Below are 22,334 nucleotides of genomic sequence, written 5' to 3' on the forward strand. Positions count from 1 at the left end.
AAAAGTGACATTTTATATTGGGAATGGGGGGTGACATTTTATTTCTGTTTTAATATCTTTTTTAATATTTGTTTTACAAAAATATTGTAAAATTTATAAATATGAAGAAAGAAAATATAAGAAATTTTTGTATAATTGCACACATTGATCATGGAAAATCAACATTAGCTGATAGAATACTGGAATTAACTGGTGCTGTTGCTAAAAGGGAATTAAAAACTCAACATTTAGATTCAATGGACTTGGAAAAAGAAAGAGGAATTACAATAAAATTAAACGCTGTACAACTAAAGTACAAGGATTTTACTTTTCATTTGATTGATACTCCTGGTCATGTTGATTTTACTTATGAAGTTTCTAGATCGTTAGCAGCAACAGAAGGAGCTTTACTTCTTGTTGATGCTACACAAGGAATAGAGGCTCAAACATTAGCTAATGTATATTTGGCAATTGATAATAACTTAGAAATCATTCCAATAATCAATAAGGTTGATTTACCTTCTGCCGATCCAGAAAGGGTTAAAAAAGAAATTGAAAATGTTATTGGAATCCCCGCTGATGAAAGTGTGCTTATTTCTGCAAAAACTGGTCAAAATATTGATCAAGTTTTAGAAGCAATAATTAGTAAAATTCCCGCACCTAAAGAAGCAGATGATAATAAACCTTTAAAAGCTTTAATTTTTGATTCTTATTTTGATCCATATAAAGGAGTTGTTCTTTTAGTAAGAATTGTAGAAGGAAAAATTAAAGTTGGAGATAATTTCTTTTTATTTTCTTCAGGAAAAAAATTTCACGTGGTTGAATTAGGGGTTAGAACTCCTGCTGAATTAAAAAAAGAAGAATTAGTTTCTGGTGAAGTTGGTTGAATTGCTGCTTCTATTAGAGATGCTAAGGATATTTCTGTAGGAGATACCATTACTTTAGTTGATAATCCAGCAGATAGTGCTTTACCAGGTTATAAAAAACTAAAACCTGTTGTTTATACAGGATTTTATCCAATAGATGGAAAGGATTATGATTTATTAAAAGAGTCTTTAGAAAAAATTTCTTTATCAGATTCTTCAATAACTTTTGAACCAGAATCCTCAAAAGCTCTTGGTTTTGGTTATAGAATTGGATTTCTTGGAATGCTTCATATGGAAATACTACAAGAAAGATTAGAAAGAGAATTCAATATTGATTTAATAGCTACTGCTCCTTCTGTAGAATTTCATGTATATAAAACTGATGGTTCAATGGAAATTATTGCTAATCCTTCTAATTTACCTGATCCAACATTTATTTCAAAAATCGAAGAACCTTATATTAAAGCATCAATTATAGTTCCTGAAAATTATGTAGGTTCTATTATGGAATTATCACAAAATAAAAGAGGAACTTATGTTGATATTGAATTTATAGATGCCAATAGAAGAAGAGTTATTTATGAATTACCTTTAGTAGAAATAATTTTTGATTTTTTTGATAAATTAAAATCTATTTCTAAAGGTTATGCTTCTTTTGAATATGAATTAATTGGATATAGAGAATCAAATTTAGTTAAACTAGACATCCTTTTAAATGGAGATAAAGTCGATGCTCTTTCAATGATCGTACACAAAGATTTTGCTTATAATAAAGGAAGAGAACTAACTGAAAAGTTAAAAGAAGTTATTCCACGTCAATCCTTTGAAGTTCCTGTTCAAGCGGTAATTGGTTCAAAGGTAATTGCTAGAGAAACAATAAAAGCTTATAGAAAAGATGTTACAGCAAAATTATATGGTGGAGATCCGACCAGAAGACAAAAACTTCTAAAAAAACAAAAAGAAGGAAAAAAACGTATGAAAGCAATTGGTTCTGTAGAAGTACCACAAGAAGCATTTTTAGCAATTTTAAAAACTGACAACAATGGTGGTAAAAAATAATGAAAATAACACCATTAAATAATACTGAAACCGTTAGATTTACTCATTTTAAAGTTGCAGAAACAGACAAAAGACAGTTAAAATATAAAAACAGTTATAAAGATCCTGAAAATGTAATTCCCACAGGTGCTTATAAAATTTTCGCTCTTGAAAACAAAATAATACTATCTATGATTTTATTTTATTCAATAATGATATTAATAATTTCTATTTTAATAACACTTATTGCAACAAATAGTTTTAAAGCAATGAAAATTGTTGATAGAGATTATAGTTGAAGTTGATTGATTATTCCTGTTGGTTTATTATCATATTCTTTTTTTAAATTTATAATGAAGTTAATTGAATTTTCTTCTATTAAAAAAGCTTTAAAATTTTATAGAATAGAATTAGAAAAAAATACACAAGCTATTCCTACATTTATAGCTCAGCTGTATAAAAAACTAATAAAACAACAAATTCATCACAATTGATTTTTAGTGTTTTCTATTTTTTATATGGGAATTTTTACCTTATTTATATGATATTTTAAAGATAAAAATTATCACGATATATTTTTAAATTTTAAAGCTTGAATTAGTGCTTTAAGTCCTAATCCACAATTACTTTCAATAATTCTTTCTTTAATTATTTTGGGAAACATAGTTATTTGAGCAACATTAACAATAGCTAGAAAAAAAAGAACAAATGATATACAAGATTATTTTGGTTATCAAATAGTTAAAGATACAGAAATTGATCAAATGAAGATTAAAATGAACAAAGGATATTTAAAATTATTTTTCTTATCTATTGCAATCATTTTAATTCTCCCTATAATTACCTTATTAATAGTAAAAAGAATAATCTTAAAAAGAAAAAAATAAAGGAAATTCCTTTATTTTTATTTTATTTGTTTTATTTAGAACACAAAAAGAAAATCGAAGAAGCTTGAATTTTTCTTAGCTCATTTTAAATATCTTTCGTGTTTATCAAGTTGCTCAATTGCATCTAATGCAGCATAATATTTACTTAATGTAGAAATTCTTACTGATTTGTTTTTAGATAATGAAAGTTGAATTTCTTCATCTCCTGCTTTTTTTCCTAATTGTTTTAAAGCTTTTCTATTATTAACAAAATTAATTATAAAAAATATCAATAAAATTATAGATATTAAAATTGTTATTGCTGAAATAATTGAATATGCTATTTTATATGAATTTTGTCTTTCTAAAGGAAGAATAGCATAAATTATTCCGTGAAAAATTGAAAACAATGCAAATAATATAAAAGGCAATCAAAACATAAAGAAATTTTCTCTAGAAGTATAACCAATAACTTTTTTAATTTTTGTTTCTTTAATTGTAAGTTCAACTTGAGTATTTTCTTTATTTTTCATATCACTCCTATTTGTTATGTAATAAAATTACTAAATAATTATAATACAAAAAGCGTTTTTATAAAAGAACTGAAAAAAAGAAAAGAATTTTTAAAAACTCTTTTCTTTATTTTTCTTTATATAATCATAAAGGATTTTGTTTTACTTTAAAATAAACATAAATTTCTAAACTATAAAAAGAAACAGAAAGAATATAAATTAAAGTAGAAAATAATGTTAAGAAAACTGCAACAGATAAAGAAAAATGGTTATTAAATAATTGATAAATTACATTAACTAAACCACCTAATGAAGCAAAAACATAAGTGTTATAAGTTAGTAAATTGAATTTTTCTATTTTTCCTCATACATGAGTTTTTCTAAATGTTTTATAAGGTTTTTTAATTCTGTTATATAAAATAGCAGCAGATGCTATATTTCATAAAAAGAAAATTATAATTTGAATTATTGGTAATCACATATTTTAATTATATTAAATTTTATAATAATTCTCCATAATTTGATATAGATTCAATTCATTCATTTAGATTTTCAATTGGAACTGTTTTAAATTCTTCTAATTTTTTTTCTAACTCTTTAATATCACTATTAATTTTTTCTCTTTTTTCTCCAAAGGCAAAAAAGGAAGAAATAGAAGTAAGTAAGGTTGTTAAAGCAGAAGCTAAAGTTATTTCTAGTAAGTAATAAATTGATTTTTCTGTTCCTTTTATGTCAGGAAATTGATTAAATCTTAATGAGTATAAGTTGAATACAATCATTAAGGAAGTCATAACTATTACTAAAATATTAAGTAATAAAAATAAATAGTATGAAATTATAAATTTTCTTTTATATTTGTTTCTTGTTTTATTTACAAGTTGTAATAATTCCTTTTCTTCCATATTTTCTAGGTTTTTTAATACATATTTTTTATGTGTTTGACTTGCGAGAATAGTTTCTGAAGATACATCACTTTCTCTATCTAAATAGTTTCATTTTAATATTAAAAATAATCTTTTTAAAAAGATTTCTCCTTTATGCTTGTTTTTTTTGTACAGACCAAGATTAGCATCATAAAGAGCTTTTTCTAGTTTGATAGTAGTAAGAGCTTTTTTATTTTTTTTATATTTTGCTTGCATTGCAAAGAAAGAAATAATAGATGTTATGAAACTACCTGAAGCAGATAATCAAGCAATTATAATTGCATAGTTATTTCTAAATTCGCTGTTTGTGAATTGTTCTGGCAATACCGGTCTAAATCTTTCTCCTACTCCGGCTAAAAAATAAGCAGTAAGCATAGAACTTAAAAAGACCAAAATAAAAGTCACAAAAGTTAATGTAAAGAAAAGAAATCTTAATACAAAAACTTTGGAAAAAAGAATATTATATATTTTCTTGTATTTTTTTTCAATTTCCATATTAGTTTACCTTCTTCAATAGAGTTGATTTTAATTCTTTTTTTAGACTTTTTTTGTTTCTGTTAATTAGTATAGGTTCAACTAACTCTAATTCTTTCTTAAATTGTTCAATGGTATATTCTTCATCTTGTGATTCATATTTTATGAGTAAATAAGTTAACTGTCTTTGGACTTTTTTATATTGATTGTAGTGAAAAGAAGTTTTAAATATAGCTAAAAATAAACTTAGGAAAAAGATGGTGATAAGAAATACAACAAAAATCGCAGTATATGAAAGAGTTTTTAAAATTTCAATTCATTGACTTTTTGAAGTTATGTGTCTTCCTATCTCTGAATTATCTTTAACTAACTCAGTGGCAGCATAGTCTAAATAGATAATAGCGCTAATTATAGAGTAAATATTTAAGATAATAATTAATGCTGAAAAAGCAATGTTTGCTCAAAAATATATTTTTGATATTTTTTTCAAACTTTTTATCTTATTTTCTATATGTTTTATTATTTTTACATTAGGTTTAAACATCTATTTCTCCTTTCTCTATTTCTTTATAAAATTTAGTTAATTTAGTTTTTGTTTTTTTCAATGAATCAAAAACTGCACTTCTTGTTGTGGCACAAATTTCTGCAATTTCTGCCAATGAAAGATCTTCAAAATAAAAAAGCTGGAAAATTTGTTTTTGATTTTGTGTTAATAATGAAGAATATTTATCGAATAATTTAATTAATAAATCTCTATCTTCGATATTACTCATTGCTTTCCTTATTCATAAAGTCTTTAGTTAAAGCATAAATAAATGCATCTAAATCAAACTCTTCTAAATCTTCCATTTTTTCACCAAGACCTATTAATTTAACATCTAAATCAAGTTTTTCCTTTATGGAAAGAATTATTCCACCTTTACTTGTACCGTCCATTTTAGTTAAAACAATACCAGAAATAGGGGTTACTTCTTTAAAGTGCATAGCTTGAGAAATTCCGTTTTGACCTGTAGTTGCATCAATAACTAATAAAGATTCATGAGGTGCTTCCGGTATTCTTTTTTGAATAATGTTATTAATTTTAGCAAGTTCATTCATTAAATTAACTTTATTTTGTAATCTTCCGGCTGTATCTATTATTAATAAATCATAGTTTTCAGCAATCGCTTTATCTAAAGACCTATAAACTATTGAAGCAGGATCGTGTTCATTTGGATTAGGCATAATAATATCCGCTCCTGCTCTTTGTGCTCAAATAGATAATTGTTCTACGGCAGCAGCTCTAAAAGTGTCACCAGCAGCAACTAAAACTTTTTTATTTTGGTCACAATATTTTTTTGCTATTTTGGAAATAGATGTTGTTTTTCCTGAACCGTTAACACCAACCATTAAAATAATATTTAAACGGTTTTCTTCGATGTTTAGTTGAGTGTTAATTATTGAATTATTGGCATAAATTGTGTAAATTTTGTCAGCAATAATTTCACCTATTAATTTAGGATCACTAAGATTTTCTCTTTTTACTTCTTTTTTTATTTCATAAATAATCACTTCAACAAGCGAATAAGAAATGTCAGACATAATAAGAATTTCTTCTAATTCTTCAAACATTTCTTCATCAATTTTTTTATAAGAATTTTGTAAATTTATAATTTTTTCAGTTAAAGAAACATTGGATTTTTTTAAACCAGCAACGTATCTTTCTACTTTGTCTTCTTTAATTATTTTCTTTTCTAAATCTTTTTCAATTTTCTTTTCTAATTTTTCTTTTTTCTTTTCTAATTCAAGTTCTTTAAGTTTTTCTTTATCTTCTTTTGAACCGAATAATCTTGTTTTTAGTTTTTCAAAAAATTTCATAATTATAATTATAAATGTTTATAAAAAAAATTCTAAAATATAAATAAAAAAAGTACCTTCAGGTACTTATTTTAGAGCGTTTTCAATTCACTCAATTAAGACTTCTTTTGGAAAATATTCAAATCCTTTGTTTAAAATTTTTCCATCTTTTAAAACAAGGTGAGTAGGAACTCTTAAAACTTCAAAACGAGTTCCTTCTTTTCTAAATAATTGTGCTTCTTCAGCATCAACATTAATCATTTTTAAACCTGAGTTTTCATCAAAGTGATCTGCAACTTTTTGCACCACTGGTGCCATCATTTTACAGTCTCCACATCAAGTTGTTGTAAATTCTAAATAAACAACTCCGTTTTCAATGTGTTTTTGAGCTTCTTCTCAACTCATTTTTTTTATTTCCATATATTAATCAAAAGGATTTTCAAAAGGTAAAGTTTCATTTAAGTCTAAATTATTTTTAGATGGGTTATCTTTATTTTCATCAATTACTTTCTGATTGTCATAAGTTTCTTGATGTTGCTTAACACTAACTTCATCTTTTGAAATTCCTTCTTTATCCTCCGTTGATTCTTGATTTATTTTTTTCTTTTTAAATTTTACTATTTTTTCTTCATTTTTTTCATTTTTCTTAATTTTGGGCATTTTTTTCATAAAAATCAATATTTTTACCAATAAGTAAGTTATAAATGCTACAAGAGGAACAAGAATAACCCCTATTACTGAAGTGGTGGATTTTAGTACAGAATAAAGAAAAATATTGATAAATCCCAAGTGATTTAAATTTGGTAAAGATGAATTTACTTTTTCAGGAGCTAAAGTATTTCATCACTCTTGAAAATTGTGATTTCAAACATTAGCACCCACACTAAAATAGAAATTGCCTTCATATTGCACAACTTCAAGCACTATAAAAGAAACAAACATATTTACAAAAATTAAAAATAAACTAATTAAAAACAAGTCTATTTTGAAATTTTTAATAAACATAATTTTAGGTGTACTCAATTTTATTATGCACAAAATAAAAACAATTAAAAAGTAAGAATATGCTAAATTTCCAAACAAAAGACCAATAGTGTATGAATAAATAGTAGTTAAACCTTTGATATTTAAAAATGCAAAAACAATTAGTGCTAAGTGAATAATTATGATAATAAATCAAAGAAATTTATTTTCTAAAATTTTTTCAACATTTCTGTTTTTAAATTTCATAAAACACCACAACAATGATTGGTTCCTTATCAAAAATTTTGAAAATTTTCTTTTTAATTATTTTTTTAATTTTTTCTTGTAAATCTTTTAAAACTATTTTTTCTGCATCTAAAAAAGATTGATAAAAAGCAGAAGTTATTATTTCATGAATTATATTTTTGTTTTCTTTAGAAATAATTCCAGAAGAATTTATTTGTAAATCACCTTGAAGTTTTTTGGTTTTATATTCCACTAAACTGGTTATTGTTATGATTCCATCACGGGCAAGAGTTTCTCTTTCTTTTATTACTTCAGAAGAAATATCTCCAATTCCAAAACCATCTATAATTACTTCACCAACTTGTTTTAGGGTTCCTTTTTGTGAAAATAAGTTTCCATCAATAAAAGTTGCTATTTTTCCATTTTGTAAAATTATAGAATTACTTTTATTAACTCCGGCAAGTGCTGCTATTTCAGATGCAACCACAAGATATCTATAAAGTCCTTGTAAAGGGATAAAGTATTTAGGTTTCAAACTGGAAACAGTTTGGAAAATGTCTTCTCTTGCAGGTCTTATTCTATAATATTCATTTTCTGTAATATCTACAACTTTAGGGGTAATTCTTGCAATTTCATCTAAAGTCATAGCATAAAGAACTTCTAAACCATTTAATGGTGGTGCAATCATAATTACTGTATCGGTGCTTAATAATTTAAAAAATACATCGTTATTTTCTGTAATTCTTAAGAATCTTTGATACAGTCTTTCACTTGTAGAAGTGATTAATACAACAGCATTTTTGTGATTGTTAACTTCTTTATAATCGATGAATTTGGGTAATTTTAAAAATTGACCTTCATATTTTATTTTTTTAATAAGATCTACCAGTTGTCCGTATGTTCTACCATAAACAGCAACAGGTCTATCATATTTTTTAGCTAAATCTAAAATTTCTTGTAAAAGGGCCATTTCTTCATCAAATGAACCAATAACGATTCTAGAATTTTGATCAGTTTTGAAAAAAATATTTTCAATAGATGGAGTCACATCTATTTTATCAATGGCTTTTCCTTTATAATTAGCTCTTCCAGAATCAATTAATAAAGTGTGAATTCCTTTTAGAGATTCAATTGATGATTTAATATAATCTAAATTTGTAGTTCCATATATATTTAAAGATCCAACAACAAAATTAAGCATCACAACAATAGAACCATCTTCTGTTTCGAAGTTGTATCCATAAACTCCAGGCATTGATCCAGCAAGTGGAATAGATTTAACTATTGCATCATTACAGTCAATTTTTTCATTTGTTATTGAAATAACTTCAAAATCTGTGTGTCCTATTTTATACTTTGAAATCCTGTCTAAAATTAAAAATTTAGTAAAAGGCGAACAAAATATTTTTAAACCTTTTATTTTCATCAATAATCAAGGAATTGCTGAAAAAGATTCGTTTTTCCCATCTGTAATGAATATTCCTTTAATTTTGTCTTTGTTTTGTTCTAAATAGGTAAAATCAGGTATTAAAGTATCTACACCATTAGTTGAACTTATAGGAACCTTTGCTCCTGCATTAACTAGAAAAATAGAATTATTTACTTCAATAACATAGGAGTTTTTTCCATTTTCATCTAATCCCCCTAAACCAAAAATGCTAATTTTTGCCATTTTTTCCTTTCTTTTCATTATTAATTATTAATTTAATAAAAACATCTTGTAATTTCTTTTTTAAATTATACTTTTTTTTATTGAAAAAGTAAGATAATAATGAATTTTATATAAAAGATTATCTAATTCTTTTTATTTTAAAAGAAATTTGCAAAATTTTATAAATTTAAAATAAAAAGTGTTATATTTAAATATATGATAAAAAAGAAAAATAAATTAATAAATTTAGTTTTAGCAACATCAATAGTTACAACATCTATTGTTGCTGTTTCTTGTAAAAAAGAGCAAAATGAATCTGATATTTCACCATTTCCTCCAATTAAAGTAATTTCATATGATGTTAATGATTTAAAGTTTAAAAATGTTAAGGAAACTTCTGTTGAAATTGAAGTAGGTTTTAATTTAAATATTGAAAAAGATATAACTTTTTCTTTTGTTCTTAAAAATTTAGATAATTCCGAAACAAAGGAATATTACGTAACTCCAAAAGCAATTGAAAACAAAAGAGAGTTTAAAATTGAAAATCTTGAAGAAAATACAAATTATAAATTAATTTCAATAGATGCAAATAAACCTAATTCTGATATTTCTATATCAATTCCCCCTATAAAAGAAGAAATAAATACAATTTTTAGAACAAAAAATAGCAAAATTTTAGATGAAAATGAGCAAGAAATAATGAAATCAGTTGATGAACTTGGTAATTCGTTAAATGTAATTGATTTTTATAAAACCTATGATGCATCTTCATTTTATGAAAGATTTAAAAATAATGATGCAGAAAGTTTAAGTTCTAGCATAAGTTTACCTTATGATATTAGACATAAATTTTCTAAAATTATAGCTACTTTTTCTAAAGAAATCAGTGATGTAAAAAATAATGTAGGAATAATAGATAATGTTAAAATTTCCTTTTATACAGAAAAAAACAACAAAAAAGATATTTTCGTTTCTTTAAAAGGTTTTAGTTATTTTCAAAACAAAAATACAGAAAAAGATGCTGAAAAAGAAAACTTTTTAAGAGCAAAAGAATTGTCAGCAGAAATAAAAGAACTTTATCCTTCATTAATAGCAAGTTTATTACTTTATAACGAAAATAGAGAGAGTTTTCAAGATATAGAAAATCAACCGAAAAGTGAAAATGAAACGATACTAAATTATGAATTTTTAGTTTCTGGCACAAATGCAAAAGACTTATTTAGAAATCCTAAAATTAAACTAAATCCTTCATTAATAACAAAATTTTTAGAAAGAAATATAGAAAATAATAATAATCCAAAATTTCATTATGAAGTTTTAGGTGTTAAAGCAGATGATTTGGAAGGAACATTGGATATAGAAGTAGGAATTTACAATAGAGATGAAGAAGAAGTTAATGCAAGTGTTCCAAGGTATTTAAAAATATTTAGTTTTTCAGGATTAAGAAAACATAACTTAAATGAAAAAGGCAATGTTGATAATGAATTATTTAATTTCAGTATAAATAAAGAAAAATTTAGTGAATATTTATCTAAATTGAAAGTTAAATCTCTTTTAGAAGAAGAATCTAAAAATCTAAATAATACAAACACCAAAGTCAATGTCAATTCATTAATTAAAAATGCTAATTTATTTGAAAGAATCAAAAATTACGTAATTAATAATTTACTAGTAAAAATTAAAGATAGTGATTCTTCTAAAACTTATGAGTGAAAATATGAGTTTTTACCTTTAAATTCATTAATTTCAAGAAACGATCGTTTAACTGTTTATCCTTTTGTAACCATTATAAATAATTCTAATTTTGACAACATTAATTTTTATTTAAATAAAAAAGAAAATAACGAATACGAACTAAGTCTTGAAATAAATGCACAATTTCCTTTATATAAAGCAGAAAGAATACAGGACATTAATTCCTTTGATTCATTTTCTGATAAAAATCTGGTCTATACAGGAGAAATATTTAAAGTAAATATTGATGAATTAAAGTCAACTAATAAAAGTAAATAGAAAAATACAAAAAGTTTAATTGAAAAAGTTTGAACTTTTTGTATTTTAATTATGCTATTTTATTCAAATTATGTATAATTATATTATAAGGAGGGAAAGTGAAAAAAAGATGAATTTTGCTTAATTTAAGTGCTTTTGTATTTTCATCTATTGCCATAACTTCTTGTAATTCTAAAACAGAAGAAAATAAGAAAATACATAGCGATTCTGAAGGTGGAGAATTTCGTTATACAACAGAGCCTTTAGTTGATGATTGAAATCCTGATATTCATACTTTCAATAATCAAAATCTTAAGAACGTAGAAAAACTAAAAAATATTTTTGGAATAGATTTAACCAATTCAGATACTTTTCAAAACAAAAATTTATTTTTAAGCGACAAACAACACAACATTTATTTTAATAATGAATATATAAATCATTCTAATAAAGAAAAAGAAGAATTTTTAGAATTTTCAAAAAATAGCGAAAATGCTTTATTTTCCACAGAAAACAACTTAAATATTTCTAATTTTGAAAATTATAATTTTGCTTTGAGTGTTAAATTATTGAATTATAAAAATTTTAGATATGACATTAATTTATTACCAACTATTTTAAGTGAAGCAGTCCTTATAAACTTTTATGTTAAAGTTCCTTCTGATTTTAATCAAGAAAATATAAAAAAATCAGGATTAAATATTGATGTTTCTGATAAAAAAGATAGTTTATCTTTAGGAACTATAGTTAAAAATAATTCTCTAGATTATGATGTTTTAAAAAGAATTTACCCTATGTTTAATTCAATTTATTTTGATTATGACAACAAAACACTTCATATGAATTTTGAGTTAGAAAAATCAAAAGAAAAGAAAACTGATTTTAAATTTTTAAAACAAACAAACTTAAATAATTCATACAAAATATTGCAATTTTCCTTTATGGTTCCAATTAATAGTATGGATTTAAAAGACTTTAATTCTATTAGTGATTTAGAAGTCAAAATGAATAATTGAGAGCAAATTTTTACTAAATAAGTTAAGTTACTTTTTGATAAAAAAATCATAAACCTGTATAAGATTTATGATTTTTATTGTCTATTTTTTACCAAGAATTTTAAACATATTTGATTTATATACTTCAACACCTGGTTGATTAAATGGATTAACTCCAAGTAAGTATGCTGAAATTGCACAAGCTCTTTCAAAGAACATTACTAATCACCCAAAACTTCTTTCTTTAGAATCTTCTAATAATAAGTGAATGTTAGGAACTTTACCTACATTTACGTGTGCATCCATTGTAGCTTCAAAAGCTGCATTATTTACAAAATGAACTGTTTTATCTACTAAATAATTTAATTTATCTAAATTCTCTTCATCTTCATTAATTATTAAATCGTGTTCTGGGTGTTTTAAGGTTATTATTGTTTCAAAAAGAATTTTTGATCCTTCTTGAATAAATTGACCTAATGAATGAAGATCGGTTGAGAATATAGCAGATGTTGGTAGTAATCCTTTTTCATTTTTACCTTCACTTTCTCCAAATAATTGTTTTCATCATTCATTAAAGAAAGCAAAATTAGGTTCATAAGAAACAAGCATTTCTGCTTTATTTTTTTTACCTAAAAGGAATCTTGCAACAGCATATCTATAAGCATCATTTGTTTCAAGCGAACTATTTTTATAAATTTCATTAGCTTCTGCAGCACCTTTAAGCACTTCATCAATATCTACTCCAGCACAAATTAAAGGGAATAAACCAACTGGAGAAAGCACACTGAATCTTCCACCAATATTATCTAAAATAACGAATTTTTGGTATTTTTTAATTTTTGCCATTTCAAATAATGTTCCTTTATTTGCATCGGTAGTTGCAAAAATTAATTCTTGTGCTTGTTCAACACCTACTTTAGATTCTAAAAGAGATTTAAAGAATCTAAAAGCAATAGCAGGTTCTGTTGTTGTTCCTGATTTGGAAATAACATTGATTGCAAATCTTTTGTTTTCCACATATTTTAATAATTGATATAAAGAATTTGAACTAATGGAAGTACCTGCAAAAATGATTTCCATTTTTCTTTCAATTCCAGGATACATACCTTGAATAACATCAAGAGCGGCTTTAGCTCCTAAATATGAACCCCCAATCCCTATAACTACTAAAACTTCAATATTATCAGCATGAAGTTTTTTAGCAGCTTTTTTCATTTCATTTATTTCTTTTCAATTGCTATTTTCTGGTAAATCTTTTCAACCTAAAAAATCAGAACCAATTGCAGAAAAATCATTCATTGAATCGTTAATTTTAGTCACTTGATCTTGAAATTTTAAAATTTCTTCTTCTTTTATTGCATTTTTTAAATTTAAAGTTATTTTTTTCATTTTTCTACCTCGTTTTTTGTAAATCTTAATAAATTTTTAAAACCATTTTCTGTTTCGGTTAATTTAAAAGAAAAAGGACTTTTTAAGTATTTAGGTCTTATTTGTTTAAAAGAAAGTGTTGCTTTTTTTGTATGGTGATTAATACTTAAAATTTTTAGTTTTATTTCATCCCCTATTATAAACATTTCTTCTAAATTTTGAATGTAATAATCACTAATTTCCTTTATAAAAACAATACCTTGATAACCATCTTTTAAATTGACACAAAAGTAATTTTTAAAGATTTTTTTAACTTTACCTGTTACTATTTCTCCATTTTCCATAATTATTTAAAATTATAGCACTATAAAGCAAAAAGAAATCAAACTGTTTTTAAATTTATTTTTTTATCACTAAGAGTGAAAAAAATTGGAAATTTTATTTTTTGAAATGGAAAAAAGGGACTTTTTTCCCAAATAAGTATCATTTTTATAAATTTTATTAATAAATCAATTAAAAGTCTTATAATTTATAATACTTAATATGAAGAAAGGATTAATTAATGAATTTTTTAAAGAAAAAAAAGTGAACTGTAGTATTAATTACAATTTTAACTATCATACTTTTATGATTTTTATGACAACTAATTTTTGGTTCTCATCCACAAACAATTAGTATTACGCAGTTTGAAGATAAAATAAGAGAATATAGTGCATCCACTACTGATGATAAATTCTTCGCAAATATAACAATCAGTGAAAACGAATGAGTTTTAAGGTTTCAGGAAATAGGTGGTCAAAAAAATAATAATTTTTATGTTCAAGATTACATAGTGCAAATTTCACCAACTATTGCAAATAAATACAATGGAAATATAGCAAAAATAATGGGTGATACTACTTATTTTGAAGCAATTCAAAAAGCACTTGCTTATAAACAATTTGATCAAAATGGACAAGAAGTTAAAACTGAACTTTCTAAATTTATTTTAAATAACAGAATTCAAACTGGTTATTATAGTTTAGGAATTCCACAACCATCAACTTTAAGTAGAATTTTAGGATTTATTCCATTACTAGTTTCTGTAGGTTTCCCTTTAGTTTTATTATTTTTTATTTATAGACAATTTAGAGGTTCAGGAAACGGAAATGGATTATTTGGTGGTCTTCAAAGTAGTCAAGCAACTAAAATAACTTCTGACAAAAAATTTAGTGATATTGCTGGAAATAAAGAAGTAAAAGAAGAAGTTATGGAGTTAGTGGATTATTTAAAATATCCACAAAAATATCAAGCAGCTGGAGCAAGAATTCCAAAAGGAATTTTACTTGGTGGTCCTCCAGGTACAGGAAAAACATTACTTGCAAAAGCAACTGCAGGTGAAGCTAATGTACCTTTCTTATTTATTTCAGCTTCCAATTTTGTTGAACTATATGTAGGTATGGGAGCAAAAAGAGTTAGAGAATTATTTAGAGAAGCTAGAAAAGAAGCACCAGCAATTATATTTATTGATGAATTAGATGCTGTTGGACGTTCTAGGGGTTCAGGTATTGGTGGTGGAAATGATGAAAGAGAACAAACACTAAATCAATTACTTGTAGAAATGGATGGAATGGCTGATAATAGCGGTCTTTTAGTAATTGCTGCAACAAACAGAACAGATGTTCTAGATCCTGCTCTTCAAAGACCTGGTCGTTTTGATAGAACTATTACAGTTGGTTATCCAGATGTAAAAGAGAGAGAAGAAATTTTACAATTACACGCAAGAGGTAAAAGGGTTGATAGTTCTATTGATTTTAGAAACATTGCTAAAAGAACTCCTGGTTTTTCTGGTGCGCAATTAGAAAATGTAATAAATGAAGCTTCAATTTTATCAGTTAGAGAAAAAACAGAAGTTATAACTCCAGCACAAATTGATGAAGCAATTGACAGAGTTATGAGTGGTCCTGCTAAAAAACACAGAACAATTACAGAAGCAGAAAGAACAATGGTTGCTTACCACGAAGCTGGTCACGCCGTTGTTGGTATTAAAGTTCCAGGCGGAAGTAAAGTACAAAAAATCACTATTATCCCAAGAGGGAATGCTGGTGGTTACAATTTAATGCTTCCAGAAGAAGAAAAATATAATGCAACTAAATCAGAATTGTTAGCAACAATTGCATCATTTATGGGTGGTAGAGTTGCAGAAGAATTAATTTATGGACAAAAAGAAATTTCTACTGGAGCAGCAAACGATATTGAAAAAGCTACAAAAATAGCAAGAAGAATGGTTACCGAATTTGGTATGTCTTCACTTGGACCGATTCAATACGAAGAAAATACAGGTTCTCCGTTCTTGGGTAGAGATTATGCAAAAAATATGTCATTTTCACACCAAGTGGGACATGAAATAGACTTAGAAGTAAGAAAAATAATTTCTGAAGCTTATGAACAAGCAAAAGAAGTGGTTAAAAACAACAGAGAATTATTAGAATTAATTAAAGATTCTCTTCTTGAAAATGAAACTATAGTTTCAGAAGAAATTGAATATATTGCTAAATATATGAAATTACCAGAAAGAAAAGAAAAAGAAGAATATAAAAAACAAGAAGAAATTGATATAGATAAATTAATTGAAGATGTTCAATTGGAAAATTCTAATGAAAAGAATTCTGAAATGGAAACAGAAAAAGAAACTCAAGAAACACAACCAATCTTAGATTCAGAAAACCAAGATAAAGAAGATGAAAATAAAATAATCTAAAATATTAAAAGGTGAGCATAAAAAAGTTCATCTTTTTATTTCTAAATTTACTTCATTAAATTAAATTCTGCTTACAGAACACAATTTAATAAAAACAAGATTAAGATATTAAAAAGTAAATAATAAATAGCATTTATTTGTATAAAATAAAGAATTTATAATATAATTTAATATATTAATTTATAGTTAAAAAGAAAGGGTAAAATGGAAAGAAATTTTAATGAACAAGAACTAATTAGAAGAAAAAAAATAGACAAATACAAAGAAATGGGAATCAATCCTTTTTCACAAAATCAACCGATTAGCGATAACTCAATTTCACTACTTGTTAAATATAATTCTTATAGCAAAGATGAATTGCATAATAAAGAATTTAAAGCTTCAGTGGTTGGAAGAATAATGACTTTTAGAGGACCTTTTATTGTTATAAAAGATGATGAATCAAGAACACAAATTTATTTTAATAAAAAGGAAAATACTGTATATTCAGAATTAGTAGAAACTTTAGATATAGGAGATATAGTTTATTTTGAAGGTATTGTAATGAAAACAAATACTGGAGAAATTTCACTAAAAGCAGAAAAAGTTCAATTATTAACTAAAGCACTTAAACCACTTCCGGAAAAATATCATGGTTTAACTGATATCGAAGAAAAATACCGTCGTCGTTATGTGGATTTAATTATCAATGAAGAAGCAAAACAAATTTTTTGAACAAGAAGCAAAATTATTTCTTATGTTAGAAAATTTTTCGATGATTTAAAATATTTAGAAGCTGATACTCCTGTATTACATCCTATTTTAGGTGGTGCAAGTGCTCGTCCATTTACCACTTTTCACAATGCTTTAAGTATGGACTTTTATTTAAGAATAGCTACAGAATTGCCTTTAAAAAAACTTTTAGTAGGTGGTTTTGATAGAGTTTATGAAATAGGAAGAATTTTCAGAAACGAAGGTGTCGATACCACTCATAATCCTGAATTTACTTCAATTGAGTTTTATGAAGCTTATTCAGATTTACACGGAATGATGAAAAGAACTGAAGATTTAATTTCATCTTTAGCTAAAAAGTTAGGAAAAGAAGAAATAATGTATGGTGGTCATAAAATTTCACTAAAAGCACCTTTTAGAAAAATTGATATGGTAGATGAAACCTCTAAATATGTAGGTATTGATTTGAAAAAAGCAACATTTGAAGAAATTAAAGAAGTTGCTATCAAAAACAAAGTAAAAATTGAAAAATATTTTACATCAGGTCACTTAATTAATGAATTATTTGAATTATTTGTTGAAGATACATTAATTCAACCAACATTTGTTTATGGACATCCAATCGAAATTTCTCCATTAGCAAGAGAAAACGAAAAAGATCCAAGATTTACAGACAGAGCAGAATTATTTATCAATAAAAAAGAATATGCTAACATGTTTAGTGAATTAAACGATCCAATTGATCAATTAAAAAGATTTGAATCACAACTAGAAGAAAAAAATGCTGGAAATGATGAAGCTAGTGAAATTGATATGGATTTTGTTGAAGCTTTAGAATACGGAATGCCGCCAGCAGGTGGTTGTGGTATTGGTATAGATAGATTAGTAATGCTATTAACTCAAAAAGAATCAATTAGAGAAATACTTTTATTTCCACACTTAAAAAATAAAGGAAACTAATGAAAAAATTATTTGCATTTGATTTAGATGGAACATTACTAAGAAGTGATGGAACAATACATCCAGAAACTATTAAAATTTTAAAACAAGCAAAAAGTAAAGGTCATTATTTAGCAATCGCTACAGGTAGAGCAATTGCTTCCACTACAATCTTTTTAAGTCAATTTAGTGATTTTGATTTTTTAGTTTCAAACAACGGAGTAGCTATTTATGATGTTAAAAATAAAAAAACTACAATAAAAGAGTTTTTACCTGTTGAATTACTTAAAACACTTTTAGAAGAAGCGAAAGAAAGCGAAAGTTTCTTTACATTAAGTACAGAAAAAAACGTTTATCCTTTCAAAGACAATAGTAAAACTTTTTCATGATTAACAGAGCAAGAAAAAATGGATTATGATGAACAAGGTTTTAAAACAGAAGAAGAAATTTTAAATGCAATTTACAAAAATAATGAAAAAATTACCCAATTAGCTTTAAGAAATTCTGAAGAAAAAATTAAGCAATTATTCGATAAATATAGCAAATTAATAGGGGATTCATACACTTGTTTATTAACAAATAGAGTCTATTTAGATGTTAATCCAAAAAATACAGATAAATTTTATGGACTAAAAAAAGTTTTAGAGTTATTGAATTTAACAACAAATGACTTAATTACTTTTGGTGATTCTGGAAACGATGTTTTAATGATAAAAAACGCTTATAAAGGATTTGCTATGGAAAACGGAACAGTTTCATCAAAAGAAGTGGCTTGTGAAGTTATTGGAAATCACAATACAGATGCTATTGCTAAAACAATGGAAAAACTAATTTAAGACACAAATTAGTGTCTTTTTTAATAAAATGAAATTAAACATATATAATTTAATATAAATTACTAACTAATAAAATAATAAATTAAATACTATTGATAAAAAATAAAGGAGTAAAATGTTAGAAATCAAAAATCTGTCCAAAATTTTTTATGATAAAAAATTATTTGACAATGTTAATTTAAAATTCACCGAAGGAAACACTTACGGAATTATAGGAGCAAATGGAGCTGGAAAATCTACCTTTTTAAAAATTATTTCAGGGCAAATTGAAGCTTCTTCAGGTGAAATTATTAAAGATAAAAATCAAAGAATTTCAGTTTTAAGTCAAGATCACAATATGTATAATGATTTTAATGTGACTGATGTGGTTATTATGGGAAATGAAGAATTATTTAAAATTCAACAAGAAAAAAATGCAATTTATGAAAATCCAGAAGCTACAGAAGAAGACTATACAAAAGCAGGGGAATTAGAAGAAAAATTCGGTCTAATGGGCGGTTGAAACGCTGAAAATGATGCACAAATTTTATTATCTGGGTTAGATATTCCTAAAGAAAAATGGAATGTAAAAATGAGCGATTTAAAAGCTTCACAAAAGGTAAAAGTTCTTTTAGCAAAGGCTTTATTTGGAAATCCAGATATTTTGATTATGGACGAACCTACTAACCATTTAGATCTAAAAGCAATCAAATGATTAGAAAACTTTTTAGTTGATTATCAAAATATTGTTATTGTTGTTTCACACGATAGTGACTTTTTAGATCAAGTATGTACTAACATTGTAGATATTGATTTTGGTGAAGCTAAAATGTTTACAGGTAATTATAGTTTCTGAAAAGAATCTTCAACATTAATAAGAGAAATGCAAAAAAATTCTAATGCTAAAAAAGAAGAACAAATTGCTAAATTACAGGCTTTTATTGCTAAATTCTCTGCAAATGCTTCAAAATCATCTCAAGCAACATCAAGAAAAAAATCACTTGAAAAAATTACTCTTGAAGAAATTAAACCTTCTTCAAGAAAATATCCTTTTATTAGATTTGATATTTTTAAACAACCAGGAAAGCAAATTTTAAGAGTAGAAGACTTATCTTATGTTAATCCAGAGACAGGAGAAACTTTGTTTGAAAGTTTATCATTTGATATTTTACCTGGCGAAAAAATGGTTTTACTTGGTGAAGACGACATTGCTAAAACCAAACTACTTGAAATTCTGCTTGGACTTGAAAAACCAACTTCTGGTCAAGTTATTTGAGGATCCACAATAACTCCAGAATATTTCCCATCAGATAACTCTAAATATTTTGATAAAGATGAAAACTTAATGGAATGATTAAGCAAATGACCAATTGAAAATACAGAAGAATCTAATAAAGATAACTCAGATCAAAGAATGAGAAGTTTTTTAGGTAGAATGCTTTTTAGTGGTGATTCTGTTTTTAAAAATGTTAAGGTAACATCCGGTGGAGAAAAAGCAAGATTAATGTTTTCTAGAATGATGCTAAAAGAATCTAATTTTCTTGTATTTGACCAACCTTTAGATCACTTAGATGCAGAATCAATTGATTCAGTAATTGAAGGACTTGCTGATTATAAATCATCTATGATTTTTACAACTTATAATCGTGCTTTAGTTAAACAAGTTTCTAATGTAATTTTAGAAATCAAACCAGATTCCTCTTTTATTTTTAGAGGGACATTAGATGAATATGAGAAAAAAATGGGATACTAATGTTTGATAATATTGCCGCGATTTCATCTGGAGGTTTGGTTAACCAAGCAATTTCCATAATTAGGATCACTGGTCCAGACGCTTTTTTGATTGTTAAAAAAATTTTCACAGGAAAAGTTGGTAAAGATAAAGAAATTACTTATGGTTGAATCAAAAATAAAGATGAACTTATTGATGAAGTTTTAGTAATGTGATTTGAAGGCAAAAATAATTTTATAGGGGAAAATACCGTAGAAATAAATGCACACGGTGGTATAGTTAATACTAATTTAATTCTAGAATTAGTACTAGCTAATGGAGCTAGAATGGCTGAACCAGGAGAATTTTCTAGAAGAGCCTTTTTAAATGGAAAAATGGATTTAATCAAAGCAGAAGCTATCAATGATTTAATCCATGCTAAAACCAAGTTACAAACAAAAGCATCTATTGAAAAATTTGATGGAAAAACAAGTAATTATATTAAAAATTTAATTAGTGAATTGTTAGAAATAATAGCAATTATAGAAGTTAATATCGATTATCCTGAATATGATGATGTAGAAATTTTAACTAATCAAACCCTTTTACCAAAATTAGAAATATTAAAAGAAAAACTCAAAACCACTATAGACCTTTCGGAAAGATCTAGAGTTATTTATGATGGTGTAAAAATCGCTATTGTAGGTAAACCAAATGCTGGAAAATCTTCTTTATTAAATGCTTTTTTAAATGAAGAAAAGGCAATAGTAACAGACGAAGCAGGAACCACAAGAGATGTTATTGAATCTGAGTTTGTTTTACAAGGGATACCTTTTATAATAAAAGACACTGCTGGTATTAGAAACTCAACAAATAAAGTTGAAAAAATAGGTATAGAACGTTCTTTTAAACAAATAGAAGAATCTGATATTGTTATCCACTTGCTTGATGCTTCAGTAGAAACTGACCAATTTGATCAACAAATTGTTGATTTTTCTAAAAATAAACAATATATACCTGTTTATAATAAAAAAGATTTATTGGATTCTAAAAATTTAGATAATACCAAAATTTATATAAGTGCTAAAAATAAAGAAATAGAAAATCTCGAAAACGAGATTATAAAAAATTATCAAAATATTGATATTAATAATGAAAAGGTTATTACAAATATAAGACAACTTTCTTTAATTAAGTCTTCTTTTCTTTCAATAGAAAACGCCATTTTTTCTTTAAAAAATGGTTTTGAACCAGATGTAGTTATAGTTGATTTAAGAAAGTCTTGAGAAGACTTGGTAAATATTAAAGGTAAAGCTGATAATGAAACTTTATTAGATTCAATGTTTAAAAACTTTTGTCTTGGAAAATAATTATATTTTGAATAAATCATACCAGTATTTTTACTGGTTTTTTTCATTTCAAAAACTATTTAAACAATATCACTATTTTGCATATTTCAAAGAAAAAAAACCGAAAATGCAAAAAACATGAACTTTTTTAAAATTTTTAAATTTGTTGTATAAAAAAAAAAAAAAAGAATAAATAAGAATAAAATTATATTGAAAGGAGCAAAAATGTTTACACCAAATACGGTTATAGAGAAAAAAATGATTTTAAAAAAAGAAAAAAAAGAGGGAAAATATGGAAAAAGTATTTTATATGGTAGTGTAAGATATTTTGTGTAAATTTCTCTTGCTTACTTTTTAGTA

20 protein-coding genes are annotated in these 22,334 nt (G+C 25.3%); 9 read left to right on the plus strand and 11 right to left on the minus strand.

Features of this window, described 5'->3' with window-relative positions; all coding sequences use genetic code 4:
• The first annotated feature begins 101 nt into the window (after positions 1-101).
• Together lepA and ACXX88_RS02770 are read left to right on the plus strand one after the other, a co-directional pair.
• Positions 102-1,904 (plus strand): translation elongation factor 4, encoded by a 1,803-nt coding sequence (gene lepA, locus ACXX88_RS02765; RefSeq protein ID WP_458559526.1) that lies wholly within the window; start codon positions 102-104, stop codon positions 1,902-1,904.
• The gene (locus tag ACXX88_RS02770; protein ID WP_458559527.1) at positions 1,904-2,770 is read left to right on the plus strand and encodes an MSC_0882 family membrane protein; all 867 of its coding nucleotides are present in this window, start codon (positions 1,904-1,906) and stop codon (positions 2,768-2,770) included. Before lepA ends, ACXX88_RS02770 begins: the two co-directional genes overlap by 1 nt.
• 35 nt (positions 2,771-2,805) lie before the next feature.
• Here ACXX88_RS02770 and ACXX88_RS02775 read toward each other — a convergent pair whose 3' ends face one another.
• The 9 genes from ACXX88_RS02775 to ACXX88_RS02815 form a co-directional block, all read right to left on the minus strand.
• Positions 2,806-3,282 (minus strand): hypothetical protein, encoded by a 477-nt coding sequence (locus ACXX88_RS02775; RefSeq protein WP_458559528.1) that lies wholly within the window; start codon positions 3,280-3,282, stop codon positions 2,806-2,808.
• Between the two features lie 106 nt (positions 3,283-3,388).
• Positions 3,389-3,742: a hypothetical protein gene (locus ACXX88_RS02780; RefSeq protein WP_436358703.1), complete on the minus strand. Its 354-nt coding sequence runs from the start codon at positions 3,740-3,742 to the stop codon at positions 3,389-3,391.
• A 19-nt stretch (positions 3,743-3,761) separates the two neighbouring features.
• Positions 3,762-4,679 carry a DUF4231 domain-containing protein gene (locus ACXX88_RS02785; RefSeq protein WP_458559529.1) on the minus strand — a complete coding sequence of 306 codons (918 nt, stop codon included), beginning with the start codon at positions 4,677-4,679 and terminating at the stop codon, positions 3,762-3,764.
• Between the two features lies 1 nt (position 4,680).
• Positions 4,681-5,202: a hypothetical protein gene (locus ACXX88_RS02790; protein WP_436358701.1), complete on the minus strand. Its 522-nt coding sequence runs from the start codon at positions 5,200-5,202 to the stop codon at positions 4,681-4,683.
• On the minus strand, positions 5,195-5,431 hold the full coding sequence (locus ACXX88_RS02795; RefSeq protein ID WP_436358700.1) for a sigma factor-like helix-turn-helix DNA-binding protein: 237 nt from the start codon (positions 5,429-5,431) through the stop codon (positions 5,195-5,197). The genes ACXX88_RS02790 and ACXX88_RS02795 overlap by 8 nt, the downstream gene beginning before the upstream one ends.
• On the minus strand, positions 5,424-6,515 hold the full coding sequence (gene ftsY / locus ACXX88_RS02800) for a signal recognition particle-docking protein FtsY (RefSeq protein WP_436358699.1): 1,092 nt from the start codon (positions 6,513-6,515) through the stop codon (positions 5,424-5,426). The genes ACXX88_RS02795 and ftsY overlap by 8 nt, the downstream gene beginning before the upstream one ends.
• Before the next feature lie 66 nt (positions 6,516-6,581).
• On the minus strand, positions 6,582-6,899 hold the full coding sequence (locus ACXX88_RS02805; RefSeq protein WP_436358698.1) for a thioredoxin family protein: 318 nt from the start codon (positions 6,897-6,899) through the stop codon (positions 6,582-6,584).
• A gap of 18 nt (positions 6,900-6,917) precedes the next feature.
• A complete protein-coding gene (locus tag ACXX88_RS02810) occupies positions 6,918-7,724 on the minus strand; it encodes a hypothetical protein (protein WP_436358697.1) in 807 nt (268 codons plus the stop codon).
• A complete protein-coding gene (locus ACXX88_RS02815) occupies positions 7,714-9,375 on the minus strand; it encodes a ribonuclease J (protein WP_458559530.1) in 1,662 nt (553 codons plus the stop codon). Before ACXX88_RS02815 ends, ACXX88_RS02810 begins: the two co-directional genes overlap by 11 nt.
• A gap of 195 nt (positions 9,376-9,570) precedes the next feature.
• Here ACXX88_RS02815 and ACXX88_RS02820 point away from each other — a divergent pair, with 195 nt between their 5' ends.
• Positions 9,571-11,367, plus strand: a complete 1,797-nt coding sequence (locus ACXX88_RS02820) for an LppA-related lipoprotein (RefSeq protein ID WP_458559531.1) — start codon at positions 9,571-9,573, stop codon at positions 11,365-11,367.
• 98 nt (positions 11,368-11,465) lie between these two features.
• The gene (locus ACXX88_RS02825; protein WP_458559532.1) at positions 11,466-12,383 is read left to right on the plus strand and encodes a hypothetical protein; all 918 of its coding nucleotides are present in this window, start codon (positions 11,466-11,468) and stop codon (positions 12,381-12,383) included.
• A 60-nt stretch (positions 12,384-12,443) separates the two neighbouring features.
• Here ACXX88_RS02825 and ACXX88_RS02830 read toward each other — a convergent pair whose 3' ends face one another.
• Both ACXX88_RS02830 and ACXX88_RS02835 read right to left on the minus strand, forming a co-directional pair.
• Complete coding sequence (locus tag ACXX88_RS02830) at positions 12,444-13,730, minus strand: glucose-6-phosphate isomerase (protein ID WP_436358693.1); 1,287 nt, start codon at positions 13,728-13,730, stop codon at positions 12,444-12,446.
• On the minus strand, positions 13,718-14,053 hold the full coding sequence (locus tag ACXX88_RS02835; protein WP_436358692.1) for a S1 RNA-binding domain-containing protein: 336 nt from the start codon (positions 14,051-14,053) through the stop codon (positions 13,718-13,720). The genes ACXX88_RS02830 and ACXX88_RS02835 overlap by 13 nt, the downstream gene beginning before the upstream one ends.
• A 218-nt stretch (positions 14,054-14,271) precedes the next feature.
• On the opposite strand from ACXX88_RS02835, the gene ftsH reads away from it, so the two are divergent.
• The 5 genes from ftsH to mnmE all read left to right on the plus strand — a co-directional run bounded on the left by ftsH (position 14,272) and on the right by mnmE (position 21,995).
• Entirely contained in the window at positions 14,272-16,449 is a 2,178-nt protein-coding gene (gene ftsH / locus ACXX88_RS02840) for an ATP-dependent zinc metalloprotease FtsH (RefSeq protein WP_458559533.1), read from the plus strand.
• A 204-nt stretch (positions 16,450-16,653) separates the two neighbouring features.
• Positions 16,654-18,120 (plus strand): lysine--tRNA ligase, encoded by a 1,467-nt coding sequence (gene lysS / locus ACXX88_RS02845; protein WP_458559534.1) that lies wholly within the window; start codon positions 16,654-16,656, stop codon positions 18,118-18,120.
• Positions 18,120-18,935, plus strand: coding sequence for an HAD family hydrolase (locus ACXX88_RS02850; protein WP_458559535.1), 816 nt, complete (start codon positions 18,120-18,122; stop codon positions 18,933-18,935). The genes lysS and ACXX88_RS02850 overlap by 1 nt, the downstream gene beginning before the upstream one ends.
• 115 nt (positions 18,936-19,050) lie before the next feature.
• The gene (locus ACXX88_RS02855) at positions 19,051-20,667 is read left to right on the plus strand and encodes an ABC-F family ATP-binding cassette domain-containing protein (RefSeq protein ID WP_436358688.1); all 1,617 of its coding nucleotides are present in this window, start codon (positions 19,051-19,053) and stop codon (positions 20,665-20,667) included.
• Positions 20,667-21,995 (plus strand): tRNA uridine-5-carboxymethylaminomethyl(34) synthesis GTPase MnmE, encoded by a 1,329-nt coding sequence (gene mnmE / locus ACXX88_RS02860; protein WP_458559536.1) that lies wholly within the window; start codon positions 20,667-20,669, stop codon positions 21,993-21,995. Before ACXX88_RS02855 ends, mnmE begins: the two co-directional genes overlap by 1 nt.
• Positions 21,996-22,334 lie beyond the last annotated feature (339 nt).

This window comes from Mycoplasma sp. 5370 (assembly GCF_054343435.1).